Below are 21,891 nucleotides of genomic sequence, written 5' to 3'. Positions count from 1 at the left end.
GGGGATGCGCGGCGGACGCTCTGCGGCGCGACCCGGCGGGACGGGACCCATCCGATCGGGCGGTGCCTCCGGATGACCGGACGTGCGGGAAATCGCACCGAACGGAAGGAAACAACCGATGCGTACGAACACGAAGCGAGTGGGGATCTTCACGGCGGCAGGACTCGGCGCCGTGGCGCTGGCCGCGGGCGCGGCCCTGCCGGCACAGGCCGACGACGTCACCAACGACGAGTCCTCGACCACGACCGAGGCCACGGGTTCGCTCGATGCGCTGCAGACCTCGATCCGTGACGCACTCGATCTGGGGCTCACGGGCGGCGACATCCTCGAGGGCGGTCTCGTGAACGTCGGAGACATCGGCTCCGGCGCGATCGGCTCCGGCAACGACACCCCGATCGGCTCCGGCAACACCGTGGAGGCCCCGGTCGGCAGCGGCAACGACGTGAGCGTGGACGCCCCCGTCGGCAGCGGCAACGAGGTCGGCAACGGCAACGAGGTCGGCAACGGCACCGAGGTCAGCCCCGAGGTGGGCAACGGCAGCGGCAACGGCAACGCGAGCGGCAACGACACGAGCGTGGGAGACGTGGGTGCCGAGGTCGGCGACATCGCCGGAGACGTCTCGTCCGAGGTGGGGGATGTGACCGGCGACATCGGCGCGGACGTCGACGACGCGGTGGGCGACATCTCGTCCGACGTGGACGACCTGGTCGACGGCATCCTCGGCGACTGACCGACGAGGACCGCACGACGCACGAGCGGCGCCGGGATCATTCCCGGCGCCGCTCGCTGCTGTCCCGCCCCTGGCTGCTCAGCCGACCTCGTCCCGCCAGGAGTGCACCGGACGGTAGCCGAGCAGGCGCTGCGCCTTCGCGGTCGAGAAGAGCGAGTCGTTCACCCCGAGCGGGCCGCGCACCTCCACCCCCGGGAAGACCTCCGCGACGAGCTCCTCGTTCGGGCGGCTCATGACCGTGTCGGCGGCCGCGATGAGGAAGTGGTCGAACCCGGCCGGGGCGACCTCGAGGGCCCGCAGCACCGCCTGGGCGCCGTCGCGGGCGTCGATGTAGCTCCACAGATTCCACTTGCGCCCCCGCGGGTCGGCGTCGAAGCCGGGGAAGTCGGCGTAGTCGGCGGGGACCATGACGTTGGAGAAGCGCAGCGCGGTGATCGAGACCTCCGGGTGCCAGCGCACGAGTTCCGTCGCCATCGTCTCCTCGAGGTGCTTGACGAGCGAGTAGACCGACTCGGGCCGGGCGGGGTAGTCCTCGTCGACCGGGATGTAGGGCGGCGGCACGTCGAACGGCAGGCCCTGCACGGTCTCGCTGGAGGCGTACACGATCTTCGTCATCCCGAGCCGCAGCGCCGCCCAGAAGACGTGGAAGGTGCTGAGCACGTTGTTGCGGAACGTCTCCACATCGGGACGGATGCCGGGGGCCGGGATCGCGGCCAGATGCACGAGCGCGTCGAACCCGTCGTGCTGGTCGCCGACCGCGGTGAGCGCGTCGACGACCTGCCCGTAGTCGGTGAGATCGACCTGGACGAAGCCCGGGCCCCGGGTGCCGGTGGCGTCGAGGCCGATGACCTCGTGCCCCGCGGCGGTCAGTTCACGGACGACGACGGTTCCCAGTTTTCCGGATGCTCCGGTGACGGCGATGCGCATGCCCTCAGCCTGTCACGACCGGGCGGGGTGGGAGGCGGGGCTTGCCACGGCGACCGTCACGGCGTAGGCGGTCCGGCCGCCCGCGTCGACTCCCGCACGATCAGATGCGTGGCGATGGGCGTGTCCTCGGTGAGCTCGTGCGGCTCCTCGACGGCGAGGAGCACCTTCTGCATGATGAGCTCGCCGAGCGCCTGGAAGTCCTGCCGCACGGTCGTGAGCGGCGGCAGCAGGAACGGGGCCTCCGGCACGTCGTCGAACCCCACGACGCTCACGTCGTCGGGCACGCGCAGGCCGCGGCTGCGCAGCGCCGAGACCAGGCCGATGGCCATGTGGTCGTTCGCCACGAACACGGCGGCGTCGCCGGCGGCGGCGTCGCCCGCGCCGGCGTCGCCCGCGCCGGCGCCCAGGTCGCGGCCCGCGCCCCCGAGATCGAGGCTCGCGCCGATCTCGAACCCGCTCGCGGCCGACCAGTCGCCGTGGCGCGGCTCGATCGCGACGAGGCCCTGGGCGGTCAGCTCGTCCCGCCACCCGCGCAGACGCTCCAGGCTGTCGGGGTTGCTCGGCGGTCCCGCCAGGTGCAGGATGCGCCGGTGGCCGAGCTCGGCCAGGTGGCGGACGGCGGCCCGCGCGCCGCGGTACTGGTCGATCGAGACGAGGTTCGGATGCCGGCGCTGGGTCGCGGCGGCGGCCACGACCGGCACGCTCAGCTCGAGTCCGCGCACCACCTCGAGCACGCCGATGTGGTTCACGACGAGCACGATCGCGTCGACCCGCTGCCGCAGCAGCCCCTCGATCACGGTGCGCACGGCGGCGGGATCGGGATCGGGGGAGGTGACCGCGTCCACCGAGTACCGCTCGGCGCGCGCCGCCACGTTGAAGTGCATCGCGATCGAGGTCGGCCCGAAGTCGGCGGTGCCGGGGGTGACGAGGCCGATGGTGCGGGTGCGGCGGGTGACGAGGGCGCGGGCCGCCGGCGACGGGCTGTAGCGCAGCTGTGCGATCGCCTGCTCCACGCGGGCGCGCGTGGCGGGACGCACGTTCGGGAGGTCGTTGAGCACCCGCGAGACCGTCTGGTGGGACACTCCCGCCAGGCGCGCCACATCGAAGATGTTCGCGGACTTCGCGCCGCGGTCCTCGCTCACGGGGTCTCCTCCGGCTGGGCGACCAGGGCGAGGAGCGAGTCCACGGTCAGCTCGTCGGCCGGGAGCGTCTCGACGATGCGGCCGCCGCGCAGCACCGCGATCCGGTGCGACACCCGCAGCACCTCCTCGAGCTCCGCCGAGATGAACACCACCGAGAGACCGTTGTCGGCGAGCTCGCCGACGAGGCGCTGGATCTCGACCTTCGCGCCCACGTCGATGCCGCGCGTGGGCTCGTCGAGCACGAGCACGCGGGGGGAGAGGGCGAGCAGGCGCGCGAGGAGGACCTTCTGCTGATTGCCGCCCGACAGGGTGCCCGCCGGGCGGTCGGGGTCTGCGGGCCGGATGTCGAGCGCCTCGATCCAGCTCTGGGCGAGTTCCCGCCGCCGGGTGTTGCCCAGCCGGTGCAGCACGCCCCGCTCGGCCTGCAGGGCGAGGGTGATGTTGTCCTGCACGCTGAGGCCCTCGATGATGCCCTCGGTGCGCCGGCTCTCCGACGAGTAGACCACGCCGAGTGCGATCGCGCGCCGGGGGGAGGTGAGGTCGACGGCGGCGTCGCCCACGCGGATCGTGCCGGCATCCACCCGGTCCACGCCCGTCAGGGCGCGCGCCAGCTCGGTCCGCCCCGACCCGAGCAGCCCGGCGAGCCCCACCACCTCGCCCTCGGCGAGCCGGAGATCGGCGCCGACGATCCCCGGTCCCACGGTCACGTCGGTCGCCTCCAGCACCGGCGAGGACACCTCCGACGGCGTCTCCGCGCGACCGCGCACGGACATCTCGTCGCTCGTGCGCCCGAGCATCTTCTCGACGAGCCCGACCCGCAGCAGCTCCGTCGGCACGTACTCGCCGATGAGCCGGCCGCCGCGCAGGACCGTGATGCGATCGCAGATCTCGTACACCTGGTCGAGGAAGTGCGAGACGAACAGGATGGCTACCCCGCGCTGAGTGAGCTCGCGCATCACGCGGAACAGCTCGGCGACCTCGTCGAGATCGAGGCTCGAGGTGGGCTCGTCGAGCACGAGCACCTTCACGTCGACCGAGATCGCCCGGGCGATCGCCACCAGTTGCTGGATCGCGAGCGAATGGGTCGACAGGATCGACTGCGGATCGACGTCGAGGCCCAGGTCGGACAGCACCGCCTCCGCACGCGCCGACATCGCGCGCCAGTCGACCACGCCGAAGCGCCGCGGCTCCCGGCCGAGGCAGATGTTCTCGGCGACCGTCAGGTTCGGCAGGAGGTCGATCTCCTGGTAGACCGTGCCGATGCCCGCGGCGATGGCGGCCGCCGGCGTCGGGAAGGACGCGCGCTCGCCGCCGATCCGGATCTCGCCCGCATCGAGGCGCAGCACCCCGGTGAGCGCCTTGATCAGGGTCGACTTGCCGGCGCCGTTCTCGCCCATGAGCGAGTGCACCTCGCCCGGGAAGAGGCGGAAGTCCACGCGGTCGAGCACCGTCTCGGCCCCGAAGCGCACCGTCGCGCCGGAGATCTCGACGACGGGGGCGGGGCCGCCCTCGTGCTCGCGTGGATCCATGGTGACCATCATGCCCGGGTGCACCCTCGCGCAGCGCGCACGCCGACCCGGTGTCAGCGCCGGTTCGCGCCGGTCCGGGTGACGATGAGTCGCTGCATGACCACGAAGACGAGGAGGATCACGCCGATGATGATGCGCGTCCACGACTGCTCGGCACCGAGGAACGAGATGACCGTCTTGATGGTGCCGTAGACGAACACGCCGATCATCGACCCCAGCACGAACCCGCTGCCGCCCGACAGGAGCGTCCCGCCGATGACGACGGCCGCGATCGTGTCGAGCTCGGTGCCCACGCCGGTCAGCGGATACGCGGCGCCCGTGTAGGCGGTGAAGACGACGCCCGCCAGGCCGGCGCACACCCCGCTGATCACGTAGACCAGGAGCTTCGTGCGCACCACGGGGAGCCCCATGAGACGGGCGGACTGCTCGTTGCCGCCGATCGCGTAGACGGTGCGTCCGAACCGCGTGTACTGCAGCACGAGGATGCCGGCGAGCACCACGAGGAGCGCGATGATGCCGGTGGGCGTGAGGTAGAACGTCCCCGGGGCGCCCTGCAGGCGCGTGGACTGCAGCCACAGGATGGCGGGGTCTTCCACCTTGATCGACGACAGGCTCACCATGAAGGCGAGGCCGCGCGCGGCGAACATCGCGGCCAGCGACGCGATGAAGGGCTGCACGTCGAAGAACTGCACCATGACGCCGACGGCCAGGCCCATGCCGGCGCCGAGGAGCACCATGACCGGCACGACGATCGCCGTGGGAAGCCCCTGTCCGAGCAGGCTCGCGCCGAGCATCCCCGTGAAGGCCATGACCGCGCCGACGGAGAGGTCGATGCCGCCGGTGAGGATCACGAACGTCATGCCGACCGCGAGGATCAGCAGGTAGGCGTTGTCCAGGAGCAGTGCCGAGAGCACGCGCGGCGTGAGGAAGTTGCCGAAGTAGGCCTGGGCGCCCACGAGCATCGCGACGAAGATCACGAGGGCGGCGAAGACCGGGATCCACGCGGCGTGGCGGCTCCGGAAGCGGCGGACGGTCGCCACCAGGGGCGACGCCGGCGCGGCCGGCTCGGCGGTCAGGGTGCTCACGAGGCCACCGCCTTCGCATCGGGACGGAACGTTCGGAGGGCGCGGGTCAGGTGCCCGCGGGTGCGCGGCGACTGCACGAGCACGACGATCACCACGACGATGGCGAGGAACAGCGGACTGACCGCCGGCGGCACCCCCAGGAAGGTGATGGTCGACTTCAGCGTCTGGATGGTGAACACGCCGACCACGGTGCCGGCGAGCGAGAAGGTGCCGCCCATGAGCGAGGTGCCGCCGAGCACGACGGCGAGGATCGCGTCGAGCTCGATGTACAGGCCCGCCGCGTTGGCGTCGGCGGCCATGATGTTCGAGCTGTAGAGGATGCCGGCAAGGCCCGCGAGCAGGCCGCTCGCCGCATAGGCGCCCCAGATGATGCCGCGCGACCGGACGCCGGCCAGGCGGCTGGCCTCGGGGTTGATGCCCACCGCCTCGGTGAGCACCCCCAGCGCGGTGCGCCGCTCCAGCAGCGCGACGATGACGATGGCGATGACCGACACGTAGAAGGCGAACGGCAGCCCCAGCACGTATCCCTGCGCCATGAAGCGGTAGGGCTCGCTGTTGATCGTCGTGATGAAGCCCCCGGTGATCAGCAGCGCGACACCGCGGCCGGCGAGCATCAGGACGAGGGTCGCGATGATCGGCTGGATGCCGACGACGGCGACGAGGAAGCCGTTCCACACCCCCAGCACCAGGGCGACGCCGACGCCGAGCAGGACGGCGATCACGACCGTGGGGAGCCCGTCGGGATCGCTCGATCCCGAGATGAACGTGAGCGCGACGGCCCCGGAGACGGCCATGATCGCCCCCACCGAAAGGTCGATGCCGCGCGTCGCGATGACCAGTGTCATGCCGAGCGCCACCAGCATGAGCGGCGCGCTGTTGCGCAGGATGTCGATCATCGGGCCGTACAGCTGGCCGTTCTGCACCGTGATCGAGAGGAACGAGGGCCGCGCGATCGTGTTGATGACGATGAGGGCGAGCAGGGCGGCGACCGGCCAGAACAGGCGGTGCGTGAGGATGGCTTTCATGCCGCGTTCTCCGGCTTCTTGTGAGACGGCGTCGTCTCGGGCTTCTGGTGAGACGGCGTCGTCTCGGCGGTGTGGAGGGGGGATTCCTGGGCGATGACGTCGACCAGGTCGTCGACGTGGATGCCGATCGCGTCGAGTTCGCTGATCTTACGACGATCGCGCATCACGGCGATGCGCTGCGAGATGCGCACGACCTCCTCGAGCTCCGAGGAGATGAAGACCACCGCCAGGCCCTGGGCGGACAGCTCGGCGACCTTGCGCTGGATGTCGGCCTTGGCCCCGACGTCGATGCCGCGGGTGGGCTCGTCGAGGATCAGCAGCTGCGGGGCCGTGGCCAGCCAGCGGGCCAGCAGCACCTTCTGCTGGTTGCCGCCCGACAGGTTGCGCAGCAGCGCATGCGGGTCGGCGGGCCGGATCCCGAGGGCCGTCATGTACTCGGCGACGATGGCATCCTGCTCGGCCTTGCCGATCTTGCGCAGCGCCCCGCGCTGGGCCTGCACGCCCAGGACCATGTTCTCGGCGACGGTGAGGTCGCCGATGACGCCCTCGGCGCGCCGGTCCTCGGACGAGAACGCGATGCGACGGTCGATGGCGTGGCGCGGGTTGGTGATCCGCGCCGGTGCTCCGCGCACCTCCGTCTCGCCGGTGTCCGGGCGGTCGGCGCCGTAGAGCAGCCGGACGAGCTCGGTGCGCCCCGAGCCCAGGAGGCCCGCGATCCCCACGACCTCGCCGTCGTAGACCTCGACGTCGACCGGTTCGAGCACGCCCTTGCGGCCGACGCCGGTGGCGCGCAGCACCGGCGCGGCGGTGCGGTCGACCGTCCGCTCGGCAGCCCGCGAGATGGCCTCGAGCTCGTCGAGCTCGCGTCCGATCATCTGGGAGATGAGCTCGCCGCGCGGAAGATCCGCGGCGAGGTGCTCGCCGATGAGCCGGCCGTTGCGCAGCACCGTGAGCCTGTCGGAGATCTCGTACACCTGATCGAGGAAGTGCGTGACGAAGAGGATGGCGACGCCGCGGTCCCGCAGGTCGCGGACGACGGCGAACAGCTGCTCGACCTCGCCGCGGTCGAGGCTGGAGGTGGGCTCGTCGAGCACGAGCACCCGGGCGTCGGTGACCATGGCGCGGCTGATCGCGACCAGCTGCTGCAGCGCGATGGAGTGGCTGCCGAGCGCCGAGTGGGTGTCGATGTCCACCCCGAGCGCCGCGAGGTGCCGGGCCGCTTCGCGGTGGGTGGCGCGCCAGTCGATGCGACCGAGTCGGCGCACCTCGTGGCCGAGCATGACGTTCTCGCCGACCGAGAGGTTCGTGCAGAGGTTGACCTCCTGGTAGACCGTCGAGATGCCGGCGGCCTGGGCGTCGGCGGTCGAGCGGAACACCCGCTCGCGGCCTTCGACGACGATCGTCCCGCCGCTGATCGCGTACACGCCGGTGAGGGCCTTGATCAGCGTGGACTTGCCGGCGCCGTTCTCGCCCATGAGGGTGTGCACCTCGCCGGCACGGAGCGTGAAGTCGACGCCGTCGAGCGCCTTCACCCCGGGGAAGACGACGGAGATGTCGCGCATCTCGACGACGGCACGGGGAGCCTCGGTCATGTTCTGCACTCCTGTCCGCGGGCGGCGGCTGCCGGGGCGGTGTGGTCGGGGTGGTGCGGGGGCCGGGCCGGGTCGGCTCCGGCCCCCGCGGTGAGGGCGGTGAGGATCAGTACGGACGCGAGTCCAGGACTTCCTTCGCCTGCTCCTGCGTGAACGACTGGTCCGGGACGATCGTCTTCTTCTCGACGGTGTCGCCCGCGAGGACCGCCTTGACCAGATCGGCCGCCTTCTCGCCGAGCAGCGGGTTGCACTCCACGATGAAGTTGAACTCGCCGTTGGCGAGCGCGGTCATGCCGTCCTTGACCGCGTCGATCGTCACGATCTGGATGTCGGTGCCGGGGGTGAGGCCGGCCGCCTTGATCGCGTCGAGCGCTCCCAGGCCCATGTCGTCGTTGTGGGCGAAGAGCACGTCGATGTCGCTGCCGTACTTCTGCAGGTACCCCTCCATGACCTTCTTGCCGCCGTCGCGGGTGAAGTCACCGGTCTGCGAGTCGAGCACGTTGATGTCGGTGCCCTCGATGGCCTCGCCGAAGCCGGTGGCGCGGTCCAGCGCCGCGGAGGAGCCGGTCGTGCCCTCGAGGATCACGAGGTTCGCACCCTTGCCGTCGAAGTTCTCCTTGACCCACTCGCCGGCCGTGCGGCCCTCCTGCTCGAAGTCGAGGCCCACCCACGAGGCGTAGAGGTCCTCGCTGGCCGAGACCGTGCGGTCCTCGAGGATCACGGGGATGCCGGCATCCTTGGCCTCGGTGAGCACGTCGTCCCAGCCGTCGACCGTGATGGGCGCGATGACGATGGCGTCGACGCCCTGGTTGATGAAGCTGCGGACGGCGGCGATCTGCGCCTCCTGCTTGTTGTCGGCGGCGTTGAAGATCAGGTCGAAGCCGTTCTCGGCCGAGAACGCGGCCTTCATCGACTCCGTGTTGGCCGAGCGCCAGCCCGACTCCGATCCGGTCTGCGCGAAGCCGACCTTGATGACGTCGTCGCCGCCGTCGCCGCCGGGCGTCTCGCCCGTGTTGCCGGCGCAGCCGCTGACGGCCATGGCCAGTGCGCCCAGCAGGGCGACGCCGGCCAGCATGTTCTTCTTCATCCCTGGAACCTCCTCGTTCGGGACCGACGGTGCGACGTCGGTGTCGTGTCACAGGTCTGCGGTGAGCCTGTGCTCGGAATGTTAGCCTTCACATTCCGTGTCTCGGCAAGATGTGAGCGATAACAGTTCGGTAACGCCGCGCACGGACAGCGCGATCCGGGATGCGGCGGGTAGCGCACGTGGGCGCTCCCTCGTGAGCGATCACATTCGCCCTTTGTCGCGGGGGTCGCGTGCGCACGAGGCGTGGGGCGACCGCGCCGCGCGCGACACTTCGCGCACCCTCCGCCGGGCCGGCGAGGCGGCGGCGCTAGCCTGAGCGGATGAGCAGCCCTGTCCCGCGCGTCGGCATGCGCGAGGTCGCCGCGCACGCCGGCGTCTCGACCCAGACCGTGTCGCGGGTGCTCAACGACCATCCCCACATCCGTCCCGAGACGCGCGCGAGGGTGCTGGCCTCCGCGTCGGCGCTCGGCTACCGGATGAACAACGCCGCCCGCGCCCTCGGCACGGCGACGACCCGGATGATCGGCGTCGTCGCCAGCGATGCCGCGCTGTTCGGCCCGGCGGCGGGGATCGCCGCGCTCGAGGCCGCCGCCCGCGCCGCGGGCCGGTGGATCACCACCGCCTACGCCGACGGCGCGGAGGCGGACGCGGTGGCCGACGCCGTCGAGCACCTGCTCGTCCAGGGCGTCGACGGCATCGCGATCGTCGCCCCGCACACGGCCTCGCTGGAGCAGCTGGAGCGGGCCGAGCCGGGCGTGCCCCTGGTGGCGCTCCACGGCGGCGCGGGAGCCGAACGGCAGGCCGCCGGCGCCGCCCTCGCCATCGATCATCTCGTCGGGCTCGGGCACCGCCGGATCGCCGTGCTGTCGGGGCCGGAGGCGTGGAGCGAGGCGACGGTCCGCGCCCGGGGGGTGGCGAGCGCGCTCGCCCGGCATGCGCTGACCGCGGCGGCCACGTGGGAGGGCGACTGGTCGGCGGCGGCCGGCGCCGCCCTCGGCCGGGAGGTCGCCGCCGCCGTGCGCGCGCCCGGCGGGCCGACCGCCGTGGCCGTCGCCAACGACCAGATGGCGCTCGGGCTGATCGCGGGGCTGCGCGAGGCCGGCGTCCGCGTGCCGGCCGACGTCAGTGTCACCGGCTTCGACGACAATCCCGACGCGGGCTTCTACCTTCCCGCGCTCACCACCGTCCGTCTGGATCTCGCCGGCGAGGCCCGCCGCTGCATCGACGAGCTCCTCGGCGTCGAGACGCCCGCGACCGCGCGTCCGGCCGAGCTGGTCATCCGCTCCTCGTCCGCGGCGCCCGCCGCCTGAGCCTCCGCGACCTCGCCGTCCGACGTGCGCCGAGCCGACACCCTCTTGCCGAGCCGACACGCTGCGCGCGTGCGACATCGTGTCGGCTCGGCGAAATCGTGTCGGTTCGCGGAAGGGAATCACGACCTGGCGCGCGCGGCGTGTTACCGGTAACATGAGCGCGACGTCGAGATCGGCGCACGAGACCAACGGAGGCACCGTGACCCCGCACGACACCGCCGGCAGCCCGGACGGCGCAGGCAGCCAGGACACCGCCGGCGCGGCGGACGACGCCCGGATCATCGCATCGGGCCGCACCGCGCTGGGCATCGAGCTCGGCTCCACCCGCATCAAGGCCTGCCTCGTCGACGCCGACGATCCCGCGCGCGTTCTCGCCGTCGGCAGCCACGAGTGGGAGAACGCGTTCGTCGACCGGCGGTGGACCTACGCGCTCGACGACGTGTGGACCGGCGTGCGCGCGGCCTACGCGGCGCTGGTCGCCGACGTTCGCCGGATCACCGGAGGCGAACTGGTCGCGATCGACACGATCGGCGCGATCGGCGTCTCGGCCATGATGCACGGCTACCTCGCCTTCGACGAGGCGGGGGAGCTGCTCGTCCCCTTCCGCACCTGGCGCAACACCAGCACCGGACCGGCCGCGGCCGAGCTCAGCGACCTGCTCGGCACGAACATCCCGCTCCGCTGGTCGATCGCCCACCTGCGTCAGGCGGAGCTCGACGCCGAGCCGCACGTGCCGCACGTGCGGTCGCTCACGACGCTCGCCGGCTACGTGCACCAGCGCCTCACCGGACGGCACGTTTTGGGCGTCGGCGATGCATCGGGGATGTTCCCGATCGACGCCGCGACGCACGACTACGACGCCGACCTGGTCGCCCGCTACGACGCGCTCGCCTCGACGCCGCCGCTGACGACGCTCCTGCCCGAGGTGCTGGTCGCCGGCGCCGATGCCGGCGCGCTGACGCCGGAAGGCGCCGAGCTGCTCGACCCGACCGGTGCGCTGCGTCCCGGCATCCCGTTCTGCCCGCCCGAGGGGGATGCGGGGACGGGCATGGTCGCCACCGGCTCGGTCGCGCCCCGCACCGGCAACGTGTCGGCGGGCACCAGCATCTTCGCGATGGTGGTGCTCGAGCGCCCGCTGGCGCAGCAGCACCACGAGCTCGACCTCGTGACGACGCCGGCCGGCGACCCCGTGGCGATGGTCCACTGCAACAACGGCGCCAGCGAGCTCGCGGCGTGGGTGGGCCTGTTCGCGCGGTTCGCCGAGGCGTCGGGCTCGCCGCTGCCGGTCGACGACGTCTACGGCGCGCTGTTCGCCGAGGCCGTGACCGGAGACGCGGATGCCGGCGGCCTGCTGTCATACAACCACCTCGCGGGCGAGCCCATCGTCGGCACGACCGAGGGGCGCCCGCTGGTCGTCCGCACCCCCGACAGCAGCCTGACGCTCGGCAACTTCATGCGCTCCCAGCTGTACGGCGTGTTCGCGACGCTCAGCCTCGGCATGCGCGTGCTGGCGGAGGAGGGCGTCGCACTGGATCGGATGTTCGCCCACGGGGGGATGTTCCGCACGGCTGGCGTCGCCCAGCGCTTCCTCGCCGGAGCGCTGTCCGCCCCGGTGGCCGTCGGCGACACCGCCTCCGAGGGCGGCGCCTGGGGCATCGCCGTGCTGGCCGCCTACCGCCTCTCCGGCGCCGACGGCGAGGCCCCCGCATCGCCGCTCGGCGCCTATCTCGACGAGCGCGTCTTCGCCGGCGCCGCCCTGCAGATCGCCGACCCCGACCCCGCAGACGTCGCCGGCTACGCCGCCTTCCTCGATCGCTACGCCGCCGGCCTTGCCGCCGAGCGGGCCGCCGTCGACGCCCTCTGACACCCCGAGCACGATCCGAACCCACCCCTCCGGCATCCTCGAAAGGAACGCCCATGGCCCTGTCCACCTCTCTCGACGCCTACACCGTCTGGTTCGTCACCGGCAGCCAGAACCTCTACGGCGAGGAGACCCTCCGGCAGGTCGCCGAGCAGTCCCAGCAGGTCGTCGCCGGTCTCGCCGGACTGCCCGTGAAGGTCGAGTGGAAGCCGGTCCTGAAGGACTCCGACTCGATCCGCCGGCTCGCTCTCGACGCCAACGCCGACGACTCCGTCATCGGCGTGATCGCGTGGATGCACACCTTCAGCCCCGCCAAGATGTGGATCTCGGGTCTCGACGCGCTGCAGAAGCCGCTCCTGCACCTGCACACGCAGGCCAACGTCGAGCTGCCCTGGGCCGACATCGACTTCGACTTCATGAACCTCAACCAGGCCGCCCACGGCGACCGGGAGTTCGGCTACATCCAGACCCGCCTGGGCGTGGCGCGCAAGACCGTGGTCGGGCACGTGTCGAACCCGGCCGTGCTGCAGCAGGTCGAGGATTGGCAGCGCGCCGCCGCCGGCTGGCAGGCGGCCCGCACCCTCAAGCTCGCCCGCTTCGGCGACAACATGCGCTACGTCGCCGTCACCGAGGGCGACAAGACCGAGGCCGAACTGCGCTTCGGCGTCCAGGTCAACACGTGGGGCGTGAACGAGCTGGCCGACGCGGTCGCCGCGGCCTCCGACGCCGACGTCGACGCGCTCGTGCAGGTCTACCTCGACGAGTACGACGTCGCGCCGGAGCTCCTGCCGGGCGCGGAGCGTCACCAGTCCCTCCGGGACGGCGCGGCGATCGAGGTCGGACTGCGCTCGTTCCTGGAGGAGGGCGGCTTCGGCGCGTTCACGACGTCGTTCGAGGACCTCGGTGCACTGCGCCAGCTGCCGGGGCTCGCCGTCCAGCGCCTCATGGCCGAGGGGTACGGGTTCGGCGCGGAGGGCGACTGGAAGACCGCCATCCTCGTGCGGATCGCCAACGTCATGGGCTCCGGACTCCCCGGCGGCGCGAGCCTCATGGAGGACTACACCTACGACCTCGTCTCGGGAGACGAGAAGATCCTCGGCGCGCACATGCTCGAAGTCGCCCCGTCGCTCACGACCGCGAGGCCGCGGCTCGAGATCCACCCGCTGGGCATCGGCGGCAAGGACGACCCGGTGCGCCTCGTCTTCACCGCCGACCCCGGGCCCGCCCTGGTGGTCGCGATGAGCGACATGCGCGACCGGTTCCGGCTCGTCGCCAACGTCGTCGAGAACATCGAGGCGCCCGACCTCCCGCAGCTTCCCGTGGGACGGGCGATCTGGAAGCCGGCGCCGGACTTCGCGACGAGCGCGGCGTGCTGGCTGACGGCGGGCGCAGCGCACCATACAGTCATGACCACGGCCGTCGGCATCGAGGTGTTCCGCGACTTCGCGGAGATCGCCCGCACCGAGCTCGTCGTCATCGACGAGGACACCACGGTCCGCGGCTTCCAGCGGGAGCTCCGCTGGAACCAGGCCTACTACCGACTCGCGCAGGGACTCTGACACGCATGGCACGCACTCCTCTCTCCGGCACGCAGTACACCCTCCGGGCCGGTGACGACGAGGCGGTGATCGCGAGCGTCGGCGCGTCGCTGCGCGCCTTCCGGCACGCCGGCCGCGACCTCGTCGTCCCCTTCGAGGCCGACGAGGTGCGCCCGGCCTACCGCGGGGCGACCCTGGCGCCGTGGCCCAACCGCATCGTCGACGGCCGCTACTCGTTCGCGGGCGTCGACTACCAGACGGCGCTGACCGAGCCGGAGCGCGGGCAGGCCCTTCACGGGCTCGTGGCGTGGCTGGACTTCGACGCGGTGGACCGCGGTGTGGATCACGTCACGCTCGCGGCGACGATCGAGCCGCAGCTGGGCTACCCGTGGCGCGTGCGCGTCGAGACCCGGTACGAGCTCTCGGCGGCGGGACTGTCGCAGACGGTGACCGCCCGCAACGAGAGCGCGACGGCGGCGCCCTTCGGCACGGGCCCGCATCCGTACCTCGTGGCGGGTCCGCACCCGCTCGACGAGTGGACGCTGTCGCTGCCGGCCGATCGCGTGCTCCAGACGACACCGGACCGGCTCTCGCCGACCGAGCTCGTCGGCGTGGAGACCGATGCGGAGCGCTTCGACTTCCGGACGGAGCGCGAGATCGGCGCCGTCGAGATCGACCACGCGTACACGGGGCTCGTCCGGGACGGCGGCGGCGGGACGGCGGTCATCGTGCGCGACGTGCAGGCCGGGACGGGCGTCGCGATCGAGTGGGATGCCGCCTGCGCGTGGGTGCAGGTGCACACCGCCGACCAGCCCGAGGGCCCGGCGTCGCCGGCGCACCGTGCGGGGCTGGCGGTCGAGCCGATGACGTGCGCGCCCGACGCGTTCAATGCGGCGGCCTACCCGTTCGACACCGGACTGCTCGTGCTCGAGCCGGGTGAGGCGGCGTCGGCATCCTGGCGCATCCGCGCCCTGTAGCCCTGTAGCCCTGCGGTTCGTCCCCGCAGGTCAGTGACCGTGCGGGTCGACCAGGAGGGTGTGGCTGCCGTGGTCGGGAGCCAGACGCCCGGCCTCGGTCGACGCGAGCGCCGGCGTGACCACACCGGCCACGGCGACCGCGCCGAGGAGGAACCCGACCATGGGTGCCGCCCCGGTGAGGGGAAGAACGCCCGCGACGGCTCCGCGCGGCGACGGAGCACGCCTCGTACGGGACCGCCGCGAGCGTCCGATCGTGACGCCGATCACCGCGTCGAGCACGATCGCGACGGCGACCGCCACGACACTCGTGCGCACCGGATCGGCGAGGAGTGCGGCCGTGCCTGCGAGGACGCCGAGCAGCGCGAGGGCCACTCCGGTCCGTTCGAGGCTGCGGCCGGCGAGGCGCAGCACACCCCACACCAGGGTGGCTGCGCCGACGGCGACGAGGAGGATGCCGGCCGCGCGCGGCGCGGCATCCGTCCCCGTCACGATGCCCGCGCCGAGCGCGACCTGCACCAGTCCGGCTCCCCAGGCCGCCAGCGGCGGCCAGGAGCGGGTCAGCTCGGCGGCGGACATCGGCGTCAGACCGACGCGATGCGGCGGTCGGTGCCGCGCTCGGCTCCGACACCCACGCCGAGCAGCACGAGGGCGCTGGCGAGGTGCAGGAAGTGGTCGAACGTGTTCAGGGCCAGGATGTTGGCCGCGGTGCCGACGAGGAAGAACCCGACGATACCGAGCAGCAGGTAGACGGCACCGACGGCGGTGTTGGTGGCCTTGGCTGCGCGGACGTTGGCGAGTCCGGCGAACAGCAGCGCGGCGCCGATCAGGAGGTGCGCGATGTTGTGCAGCGGGTTGACCTCGAAGATGCCGAGCAGCAGGCCGCCGTCGGTCGAGATGAAGCCGACGCCGCCCGTGACGGCGAAGCCGAGCAGGCCGACCAGCAGGTAGACCGCGCCGAAGATGGTCGCGACGAGGCGATTCGGTGAATTGCGCATGGTGGGGTTCTCCGTTTCTGCTCCCGGCGTTCGCCGGGTTTCGGTGGTTGTTCGGAACCATCCGGGGATCGGATGGGATCTGACGTGCGGGGGCTCGGATGAGCCGAGGCGACGCGAAGGCCCCGGAGCGCTCCGGGGCCTTCGCGGTTCGCCGGCAGGGAGGAAAGGGGCCGGCGTGGTCGCGGTTCTACTTGTGGTCGCCGCGCAACTGCTCCTTGAGCTCGTTGCGGTTCTCGACCGACTCCTTCTCGGCTTCGGCCTTCCGCACGTTGGCGTCGGCCTTGGCCTCATCGGCCTTGTCGCCGATGCGGTCGGTGGTGTCCTCGAACGCGTCCTTGATCTTGCGACCGGCCGTGTCGGCGACCTCTTTCGCGTCATCCAGGAATCCCATGATCTGCTCCCTTCTCGAGTTGCCCCCAACGTACGGAGGGTGATCACCGGGGTCACGGGGGTTGCTCCGCCCCGCGGTCAGTGGTAACCACAGGGTCATGCGTTTCAAGACGGTCATGTTCCAACAGGGCAACAACACGGGGATCCCGGTGCCTGCCGACGTGGTCGAGGGGCTCGGCGGCGGCAAGCGCGCCGCGGTCGTCGTGACCGTGAACGGCTACACCTACCGGTCCACGCTGGCGGTCATGGGCGGGCGCCATCTCATCCCGTTCAGCTCCGACAAGCGCGCCGCCTCGGGGATCGGCGGTGGTGATGCGATCACGGTCGACCTCGAGCTGGACACCGCGCCGCGCACGGTCGACGTACCGGAGGACCTGGCGGCCGCGCTGTCCGCCGCCGGTGCCCGGGCGGCGTTCGACGCCCTGTCGCCGAGCGCCCGCAAGGCGCACGTGACGAGCGTCGAGGCGGCGAAAGCCGCCGAGACCCGGACCCGTCGCATCGAGGCGATCGCGTCCGCGCTCGGCGGCTGACGTCTGGGGGAGGCGTCAGGGGCGCTGACCGCCCCCACCGCCGGGGCCGCCTCCCATGCCGCCCATCTCCGACGAGGTCTGCTCGCCGGCGACGCCTGTGGCCACCGTGGTCGATCCGGCTGAGCCCGGCTCCGCGAGGCCGCCGAGCACCTCGGCGCCGACGGAGCCGCCCGAGACGAGCGTGTAGCTCTCGCCGTTGACGATGTCGCCGCTCGAGTACACGACGCTCTGCACCTGCTTGTCGGTCGTGAAGGATGCCACGGCCTCGCCTGACTCGTCGACGACGGTGAGCACCGTTCCCGCGGCGACCGAGCCCGACACGGTGAACTGGACGGTCGCCTGATCGGAGTCGGCCGACGGCGCCACCGCCATGCCCGACGAGCCTGCCGCCAGGAGCACGCCGCCCGAGATCGTCATCCCGCCGTCGGCGTCGAGCGCGCCGTTGCCGTTGTTCGTCGGGCCCGACACCACGACCGTGCCGCCGGTCTGGGTGATCGCGCCCTGGTTGACGTCCAGGCCGTCGCCGTCCGCGTCGACGAGCAGGGTGCCGCCGCTGATCAGCATCGTCATCTCCGCCGTGCCGGTGGCGGGGGCGGTGACGTTGGTGCCGTCGTCGCTCGCCGTGACGGCGGTGTCGCCGCCCGAGACGGTGATCTGGCCGCCCTCGAGCGCCTCGACCGACCCGGTGACCGTGTTCTGCCCGGCGGAGATCACCAGCTGCAGGTCGGCGTGCACGCCGTCGTCGCCGGTGGCGAGGGTGACGGTGGCCCCGGCCAGGTGCACGTATGCGCTCGCGTTCACGGCGTCGTCGGCAGCATCGACCGTGACCTCGCCGCCCTCGAACACGGCGATGACCCCGGCGGACACGCCCTTCGCGCCCCCATCGGTCGCGCCGGAGCCCGCCCCGGAGCCTGCGCCGCCCCCGGCGACGATCGAGACCGTCCCGCCGGTGGTCACGACGTCGGTGTACGCGTCGATCCCGTCGTCGCCGCTGGTGACGTCGACGGTCCCGCCGGCGACGAGCACATAGCCGCGCTCGGCGGCCTCCTCGTTGTCTGACTTCAGGCCGTCGCCGCCGGCGTCGACGGTGAGCGCGCCGCCGCGGATGACCAGGTAGTCCTTGCCGCGGATGCCGTCGTCGGCGGCCGTCACCGAGATCGTCCCAGACTGGATCACGAGGCCGTCGGACGACGCGATGCCGTCGTTCCCGTTGCCGGTCACGGTGAGCGATCCCGTGCCGGTGATCGTCAGGTCCGCGGCGCTGGAGAGGGCCGCGGAGGCCTCGGCGTCATCGGCGTACGACGAGGCGTCGGAGAGGCTGTTCGCCGAGCCGTCGGCGAGGATCACGACCGCCTCGTCGGCCGCCTGCACGTCGATGGCCGCCCCCGCGTCGGTGTCGATGTCGACGCCGTCCAGGACGAGTCGCACCTGACCGTCGGCATCGCTGCTCACGATCACCTGGCCGCTGTAGTCGCCCGACAGCACGTACGTGCCCGGCTGCGAGATGAGCACGGTGGCGCCGTCCACGGCCGCGCCGTCGCCGGTCACCGACGCCGACGAGCCCGAGAGCTCGATGGTCGTGGCGTTTGCGGCATCCCACTCGTCGTCGTCCGTCTTGTCGTGGGTCTCCTGATTCGCCGCGAGCACGTCGGCCGCGGTCTGGGTGGCGTCGGTCGCGCCGGTGAGCGACGAGGACGTCTGGGTGGTCGACGCCTCGGAGTCGGTGGTCTCCGTCGCCGCACTCGTGGACGTGGTCGACGCGGTGGTCGCCGCCGAGCAGCCGGCGAGGGTCAGCGCGACTGCCAGCGCGGGAGCGGCGACCAGCCAGAGGCGCCGCGGTCGGGGAGATCGGGGGTCACGCGGCGAGGCGGAGGAGGTGTTCATGGGAGCGTCCTTTCGGGAGCGGATCAGGCGGCCGACGTGATCGGCGAGGCGACCGGGGGAGTGATGGTGCCGGCGGCGAAGTGCCGGGTGAGGGAGCGTCGCCACTTGTGCGAGGGGAGCGCGGGGTGCAGCGCCGCCATCCCCGTGCCGTACTTCGACAGCGAGGCGGGCCGGTGGCCGTGGCGCCACAGCGTGCGGTCGAGGGCGCCGGCGCGCTGGCCGGACTTCGTCTCGACGATCACCGACGCGGGAAGGGTGAGCGTGCGGCCATCGGCGCCGACCCAGGCGAGGTCGAGGTCGATCGTCGCGCGCGAGGCGTCGCCGTCGGCGGTCGCCGGCAGCAGCAGCGTCGCGCGGCGGTAGCGGGTGACCAGCACCGGCTCCAGCCGTGCGGCCAGGTCGGCGGCGCCCGGGATCCCGGCATCGCTCAGCAGATCGACCGCGTACGCGACCGCGTCGCCGTCGAGCACATCGCCCTCGACCGGGACGCGCTCCTTGACCGTCGCCGATCGCCCGCCGCGCGTCTTGACCTCCAGGAACGAGCCGCCGGAGTCCACGTACGTCCGCGCCCGCACCTTGAACCGGCGACGCCGGCCGCGTGCCGCGCCGAAGTAGCTGTCGAGGTCGGGGGTGTCGTAGTACTGCGATGCGTAGCGCAGCGCCTGCTCGCCGCCGATCTCCAGCACCTCGCTGCCCTGCGGCAGCGCGGCCAGCACCGCCGGCAGGGCGGAGGCGGGGAGGAGGTACTTGCGATCGACCCGGGTCTGCAGCTCCGCCGTGGCGTTCAGCTGCGCGAGGTCGACCGTGCGCAGCGCGTGCAGCCGGGCCAGCGCGTCGTGTCGCAGGGCCTCGCGCCTCAGGACGTCGTGCCGCGGGACGTCGTGTCGCGCGCTCACCGGGTCACCTCCGCGACCCGCTCGTGCGCGCCGGGCAGCGACGCGGAGGAGCCTGTCGACCGTGCGCCGGGTCCGGCGCTGCGGACCGCGTAGCGGACGTCGACGGTCGTGGTGTCCGACACGAAGTCGAGGCTCCGGATCGTGAGGCGGTGCACGCGCGCGCCGAGGAGGTCCTCGACGGCGTGGCGAGCGTCGTCCTCCGCGGGGTACGCGCGGTCGAGCACGAGCGTCTGCTCGCGCGAGCGGCGCAGGAGCGCCGGACTGTCGACGATCGCCAGCGCGCCGACGACGAGCAGCATGATCCCGGCGGTCGTCCAGGTGATCGTCGCCGACAGCCCCGCGACCAGTCCGAGGGCGAGCGCGGCGAGGTAGTAGGCCATCTCGCTCTGCTCGATCTCCCGGGAGCGCAGGCGGATGATCGACAGCACGCCGAACAGGCCGAGGCCGAGGCCGGCGCCCACCGTCGTGTCGGCGAGCACCATCGACACGGCGAGCACTCCGACGTTCACGCCGACGAAGGCGACGGCCAGGTCACGGCGGCGATGGCGGGGGTAGTAGACGCCGAAGGCGAGCAGGACGATGGCGGCGAGGTCGACGGCGATGACGGCGAGCAGATTCATGGGAACTCCTGACGTGTGTGTCCGGAGAACCATTGAGCAGGGCGGCGCTATGCGGTTCCTATGCTGCGCCGAGGCGTGGCTGACGAATCGGGAGCGGCCCGCTCGGCGCCCGTCAGAGCGGTGTCGTGGTGTCCACGGCGTCGCGGAGCGGCCGCCGCATCGCCGCCCAGTAGCGCGTGGGAGCCAGGCGCGCGAGCACGTCGACCAGGCGCGCCTCGCGGCCGATCATCGTCCGCGGGCGGCGCCGCACGGTGGCCTCGACGATCCGGCGCGCGGCGTCGGCGGGCTCGGTGTGGTACATCTTCGCCTGCGCCTCGGCGGCCCGCTGGGCGATGGCCGGATCGAGGGCCGCCGCGTACCGTCCGCGCAGGATGATGCCGGTCTTCACCCCCGCGGGGTAGACCGCGCCGACGGTGACCGAGCCGTCCTCGAGCTCGTGACGGAGCGCCTCGGTGAAGCCGCGCACGGCGAACTTGCTCATGGCGTAGGGGATGCGTCCCGCCGGCGCGGCGAGGCCGTAGATCGAGACGAGGTGGGTGATGTGCGCGGCGGGGGCGCGGCGCAGCGCCGGCAGCAGGGCCTGGGTGATGCTCACCGTGCCCCACAGGTTCACGTCCATCAGCCAGCGCATCTCCGCCATCGTGAGCTGGTCGATGCTGCCGAGCATCGACGATCCCGCGCACGTGATCAGCGTCTGGACGTGCGGGTGGTGTGCCGCGATCTCCGCCGCGGCGGCCTCGACGGCGGCGTCGTCGGCGAGGTCGACGACGTGCGTCGTGTGGCCGTCGCCCTCGAGGCTCTGCGCGACGGCCGCGAGTCCGGCGGCGTCGCGGTCGACGAGGGCGATCCGGGCCCCTCGGCGTGCGAGCTCGCGCGCGACCTCCGCCCCCATCCCCGCCGCGGCCCCGGTGATGACGCTCGTGGCGCCCGTGACATCCAGTTCCGGCATCCTCGCCGCTCCCTCGCGCTCACATCGATCACGGGGGCGAATACTTCCGTCCCCGCCCTCGATTCTCTCCGATGCGGTTCCGTAGGATCGATGCAAGGAGTGTCGTGGCGGAGAAGCGCAAGCGGGTTCGCACCCGTGACGTCGTCGCCGAGGGGTTGTACATCGCCTCGGCGGCCACTCGACTGAGCCTGAAGAACCGCATGCTCGTGCACATCCTCGCCGAGGGCGAGGACTTCGACGTGGCGCGCTACGAGGCCGAGGCGCGTGAGGCGCTCCTGACGCTGGCCGAAGAGGCCGAGGCCGACGCGGCGCGCACCGAGCGGCAGCGCAAGCGCGCCCGCGGCCGCCACAGCGAGTCGGACGGCACCCACGACTACCGCAGCCGCGACGTGCGCAATCTCCGCCGACGCCAGAAGCAGTCGCTGCACGTCGCCCGCGAGCTGCGGGCGCGCGCCGAGGATGTCGAAGAGCTCCGCAAGCTCATCCTCGACGCCCGCGACGTCGCCTGGAACGAGGTCGCGAAGAACATCGACCGGACTTTGCGCATCGAGGCCGCCCGCCCCGACCTCGACCCCGACTACGAGCGCATGCGCGGCGCGCGCATGCAGGCGCTGCGCCTGGTCGACCTCCCCAAGCTCACGTCGCGCCGCCGGAGTCTGGCGAAGCAGCAGGAGCTGCGCGCGCAGGGGATCGAGCCCGAGATCCTCGAGTCCGCGGCGGATGTGTTCGATCCCGCCGAGCTCGAGTAGCGGCGCTGGTGGCGGGCGGACCGCCGGTCCTGCACGCGACTCGCAGATTCGGAGATCCGCGTCGGGCTCGGAGCC

The 21,891-nt window shown here is 72.2% G+C and carries 21 protein-coding genes; 7 read left to right on the top strand and 14 right to left on the bottom strand.

Annotated features, from left to right (window positions below; translation table 11 throughout):
- Window positions 1-118 precede the first annotated feature (118 nt).
- A complete protein-coding gene (locus ACPWUT_RS12670) occupies window positions 119-730 on the top strand; it encodes a hypothetical protein (protein WP_284528281.1) in 612 nt (203 codons plus the stop codon).
- A gap of 78 nt (window positions 731-808) precedes the next feature.
- On the opposite strand, the gene ACPWUT_RS12665 is transcribed toward ACPWUT_RS12670, so the two are convergent.
- From ACPWUT_RS12665 to ACPWUT_RS12635, 7 genes are all read right to left on the bottom strand, one after another.
- On the bottom strand, window positions 809-1,657 hold the full coding sequence (locus ACPWUT_RS12665; protein WP_425838186.1) for an NAD-dependent epimerase/dehydratase family protein: 849 nt from the start codon (window positions 1,655-1,657) through the stop codon (window positions 809-811).
- A 56-nt stretch (window positions 1,658-1,713) separates the two neighbouring features.
- The gene (locus ACPWUT_RS12660) at window positions 1,714-2,799 is read right to left on the bottom strand and encodes a LacI family DNA-binding transcriptional regulator (RefSeq protein ID WP_425838183.1); all 1,086 of its coding nucleotides are present in this window, start codon (window positions 2,797-2,799) and stop codon (window positions 1,714-1,716) included.
- Window positions 2,796-4,328: a sugar ABC transporter ATP-binding protein gene (locus tag ACPWUT_RS12655; protein ID WP_425838180.1), complete on the bottom strand. Its 1,533-nt coding sequence runs from the start codon at window positions 4,326-4,328 to the stop codon at window positions 2,796-2,798. Before ACPWUT_RS12655 ends, ACPWUT_RS12660 begins: the two co-directional genes overlap by 4 nt.
- Before the next feature lie 53 nt (window positions 4,329-4,381).
- A complete protein-coding gene (locus tag ACPWUT_RS12650) occupies window positions 4,382-5,413 on the bottom strand; it encodes an ABC transporter permease subunit (RefSeq protein ID WP_425838177.1) in 1,032 nt (343 codons plus the stop codon).
- On the bottom strand, window positions 5,410-6,438 hold the full coding sequence (locus tag ACPWUT_RS12645) for an ABC transporter permease (protein ID WP_284528286.1): 1,029 nt from the start codon (window positions 6,436-6,438) through the stop codon (window positions 5,410-5,412). Before ACPWUT_RS12645 ends, ACPWUT_RS12650 begins: the two co-directional genes overlap by 4 nt.
- Window positions 6,435-8,030: a sugar ABC transporter ATP-binding protein gene (locus ACPWUT_RS12640; protein WP_425838172.1), complete on the bottom strand. Its 1,596-nt coding sequence runs from the start codon at window positions 8,028-8,030 to the stop codon at window positions 6,435-6,437. Before ACPWUT_RS12640 ends, ACPWUT_RS12645 begins: the two co-directional genes overlap by 4 nt.
- Window positions 8,031-8,136: 106 nt before the next feature.
- A complete protein-coding gene (locus ACPWUT_RS12635; RefSeq protein ID WP_284528288.1) occupies window positions 8,137-9,117 on the bottom strand; it encodes an ABC transporter substrate-binding protein in 981 nt (326 codons plus the stop codon).
- Window positions 9,118-9,437: 320 nt separating this feature from the next.
- On the opposite strand from ACPWUT_RS12635, the gene ACPWUT_RS12630 reads away from it, so the two are divergent.
- The 4 genes from ACPWUT_RS12630 to ACPWUT_RS12615 all read left to right on the top strand — a co-directional run bounded on the left by ACPWUT_RS12630 (window position 9,438) and on the right by ACPWUT_RS12615 (window position 14,803).
- Complete coding sequence (locus ACPWUT_RS12630) at window positions 9,438-10,427, top strand: LacI family DNA-binding transcriptional regulator (RefSeq protein ID WP_425838169.1); 990 nt, start codon at window positions 9,438-9,440, stop codon at window positions 10,425-10,427.
- 199 nt (window positions 10,428-10,626) lie between these two features.
- On the top strand, window positions 10,627-12,291 hold the full coding sequence (locus ACPWUT_RS12625) for a xylulokinase (protein ID WP_425838166.1): 1,665 nt from the start codon (window positions 10,627-10,629) through the stop codon (window positions 12,289-12,291).
- Window positions 12,292-12,344: 53 nt separating this feature from the next.
- Entirely contained in the window at window positions 12,345-13,847 is a 1,503-nt protein-coding gene (araA, locus tag ACPWUT_RS12620; RefSeq protein WP_425838163.1) for an L-arabinose isomerase, read from the top strand.
- A gap of 5 nt (window positions 13,848-13,852) precedes the next feature.
- Window positions 13,853-14,803, top strand: a complete 951-nt coding sequence (locus tag ACPWUT_RS12615) for an aldose 1-epimerase family protein (protein WP_425838160.1) — start codon at window positions 13,853-13,855, stop codon at window positions 14,801-14,803.
- 30 nt (window positions 14,804-14,833) lie between these two features.
- Here ACPWUT_RS12615 and ACPWUT_RS12610 read toward each other — a convergent pair whose 3' ends face one another.
- The 3 genes from ACPWUT_RS12610 to ACPWUT_RS12600 all read right to left on the bottom strand — a co-directional run bounded on the left by ACPWUT_RS12610 (window position 14,834) and on the right by ACPWUT_RS12600 (window position 16,189).
- Entirely contained in the window at window positions 14,834-15,379 is a 546-nt protein-coding gene (locus ACPWUT_RS12610) for a hypothetical protein (RefSeq protein WP_284528292.1), read from the bottom strand.
- 5 nt (window positions 15,380-15,384) lie between these two features.
- Window positions 15,385-15,798: a DUF4383 domain-containing protein gene (locus ACPWUT_RS12605; protein ID WP_284528293.1), complete on the bottom strand. Its 414-nt coding sequence runs from the start codon at window positions 15,796-15,798 to the stop codon at window positions 15,385-15,387.
- Window positions 15,799-15,985: 187 nt separating this feature from the next.
- Window positions 15,986-16,189 carry a hypothetical protein gene (locus ACPWUT_RS12600; protein ID WP_284528294.1) on the bottom strand — a complete coding sequence of 68 codons (204 nt, stop codon included), beginning with the start codon at window positions 16,187-16,189 and terminating at the stop codon, window positions 15,986-15,988.
- Window positions 16,190-16,286: 97 nt separating this feature from the next.
- Between ACPWUT_RS12600 and ACPWUT_RS12595 the strand changes: the two genes are divergently transcribed.
- A complete protein-coding gene (locus ACPWUT_RS12595; protein WP_425838155.1) occupies window positions 16,287-16,718 on the top strand; it encodes a YdeI/OmpD-associated family protein in 432 nt (143 codons plus the stop codon).
- Window positions 16,719-16,733: 15 nt separating this feature from the next.
- Here the strand turns inward: ACPWUT_RS12595 and ACPWUT_RS12590 are convergent, their stop codons facing one another.
- The 4 genes from ACPWUT_RS12590 to ACPWUT_RS12575 form a co-directional block, all read right to left on the bottom strand.
- On the bottom strand, window positions 16,734-18,602 hold the full coding sequence (locus ACPWUT_RS12590; protein ID WP_425838152.1) for a carbohydrate-binding domain-containing protein: 1,869 nt from the start codon (window positions 18,600-18,602) through the stop codon (window positions 16,734-16,736).
- 23 nt (window positions 18,603-18,625) lie between these two features.
- Complete coding sequence (locus tag ACPWUT_RS12585; protein ID WP_425838149.1) at window positions 18,626-19,498, bottom strand: polyphosphate polymerase domain-containing protein; 873 nt, start codon at window positions 19,496-19,498, stop codon at window positions 18,626-18,628.
- Entirely contained in the window at window positions 19,495-20,118 is a 624-nt protein-coding gene (locus ACPWUT_RS12580) for a DUF4956 domain-containing protein (RefSeq protein ID WP_425838146.1), read from the bottom strand. The genes ACPWUT_RS12585 and ACPWUT_RS12580 overlap by 4 nt, the downstream gene beginning before the upstream one ends.
- Before the next feature lie 112 nt (window positions 20,119-20,230).
- Window positions 20,231-21,067: an SDR family NAD(P)-dependent oxidoreductase gene (locus ACPWUT_RS12575; RefSeq protein ID WP_425838143.1), complete on the bottom strand. Its 837-nt coding sequence runs from the start codon at window positions 21,065-21,067 to the stop codon at window positions 20,231-20,233.
- A gap of 104 nt (window positions 21,068-21,171) precedes the next feature.
- Here ACPWUT_RS12575 and ACPWUT_RS12570 point away from each other — a divergent pair, with 104 nt between their 5' ends.
- The gene (locus ACPWUT_RS12570) at window positions 21,172-21,816 is read left to right on the top strand and encodes an asparagine synthase (protein ID WP_425838140.1); all 645 of its coding nucleotides are present in this window, start codon (window positions 21,172-21,174) and stop codon (window positions 21,814-21,816) included.
- Window positions 21,817-21,891: the final 75 nt, after the last annotated feature.

The sequence above is a fragment of the Microbacterium sp. PA5 genome (assembly GCF_049860775.1).
Lineage (GTDB): Bacteria > Actinomycetota > Actinomycetes > Actinomycetales > Microbacteriaceae > Microbacterium.
The sequence above is the reverse complement of the archived record's forward strand: the minus strand, read 5'-3'. Positions and strand labels throughout refer to the sequence as shown.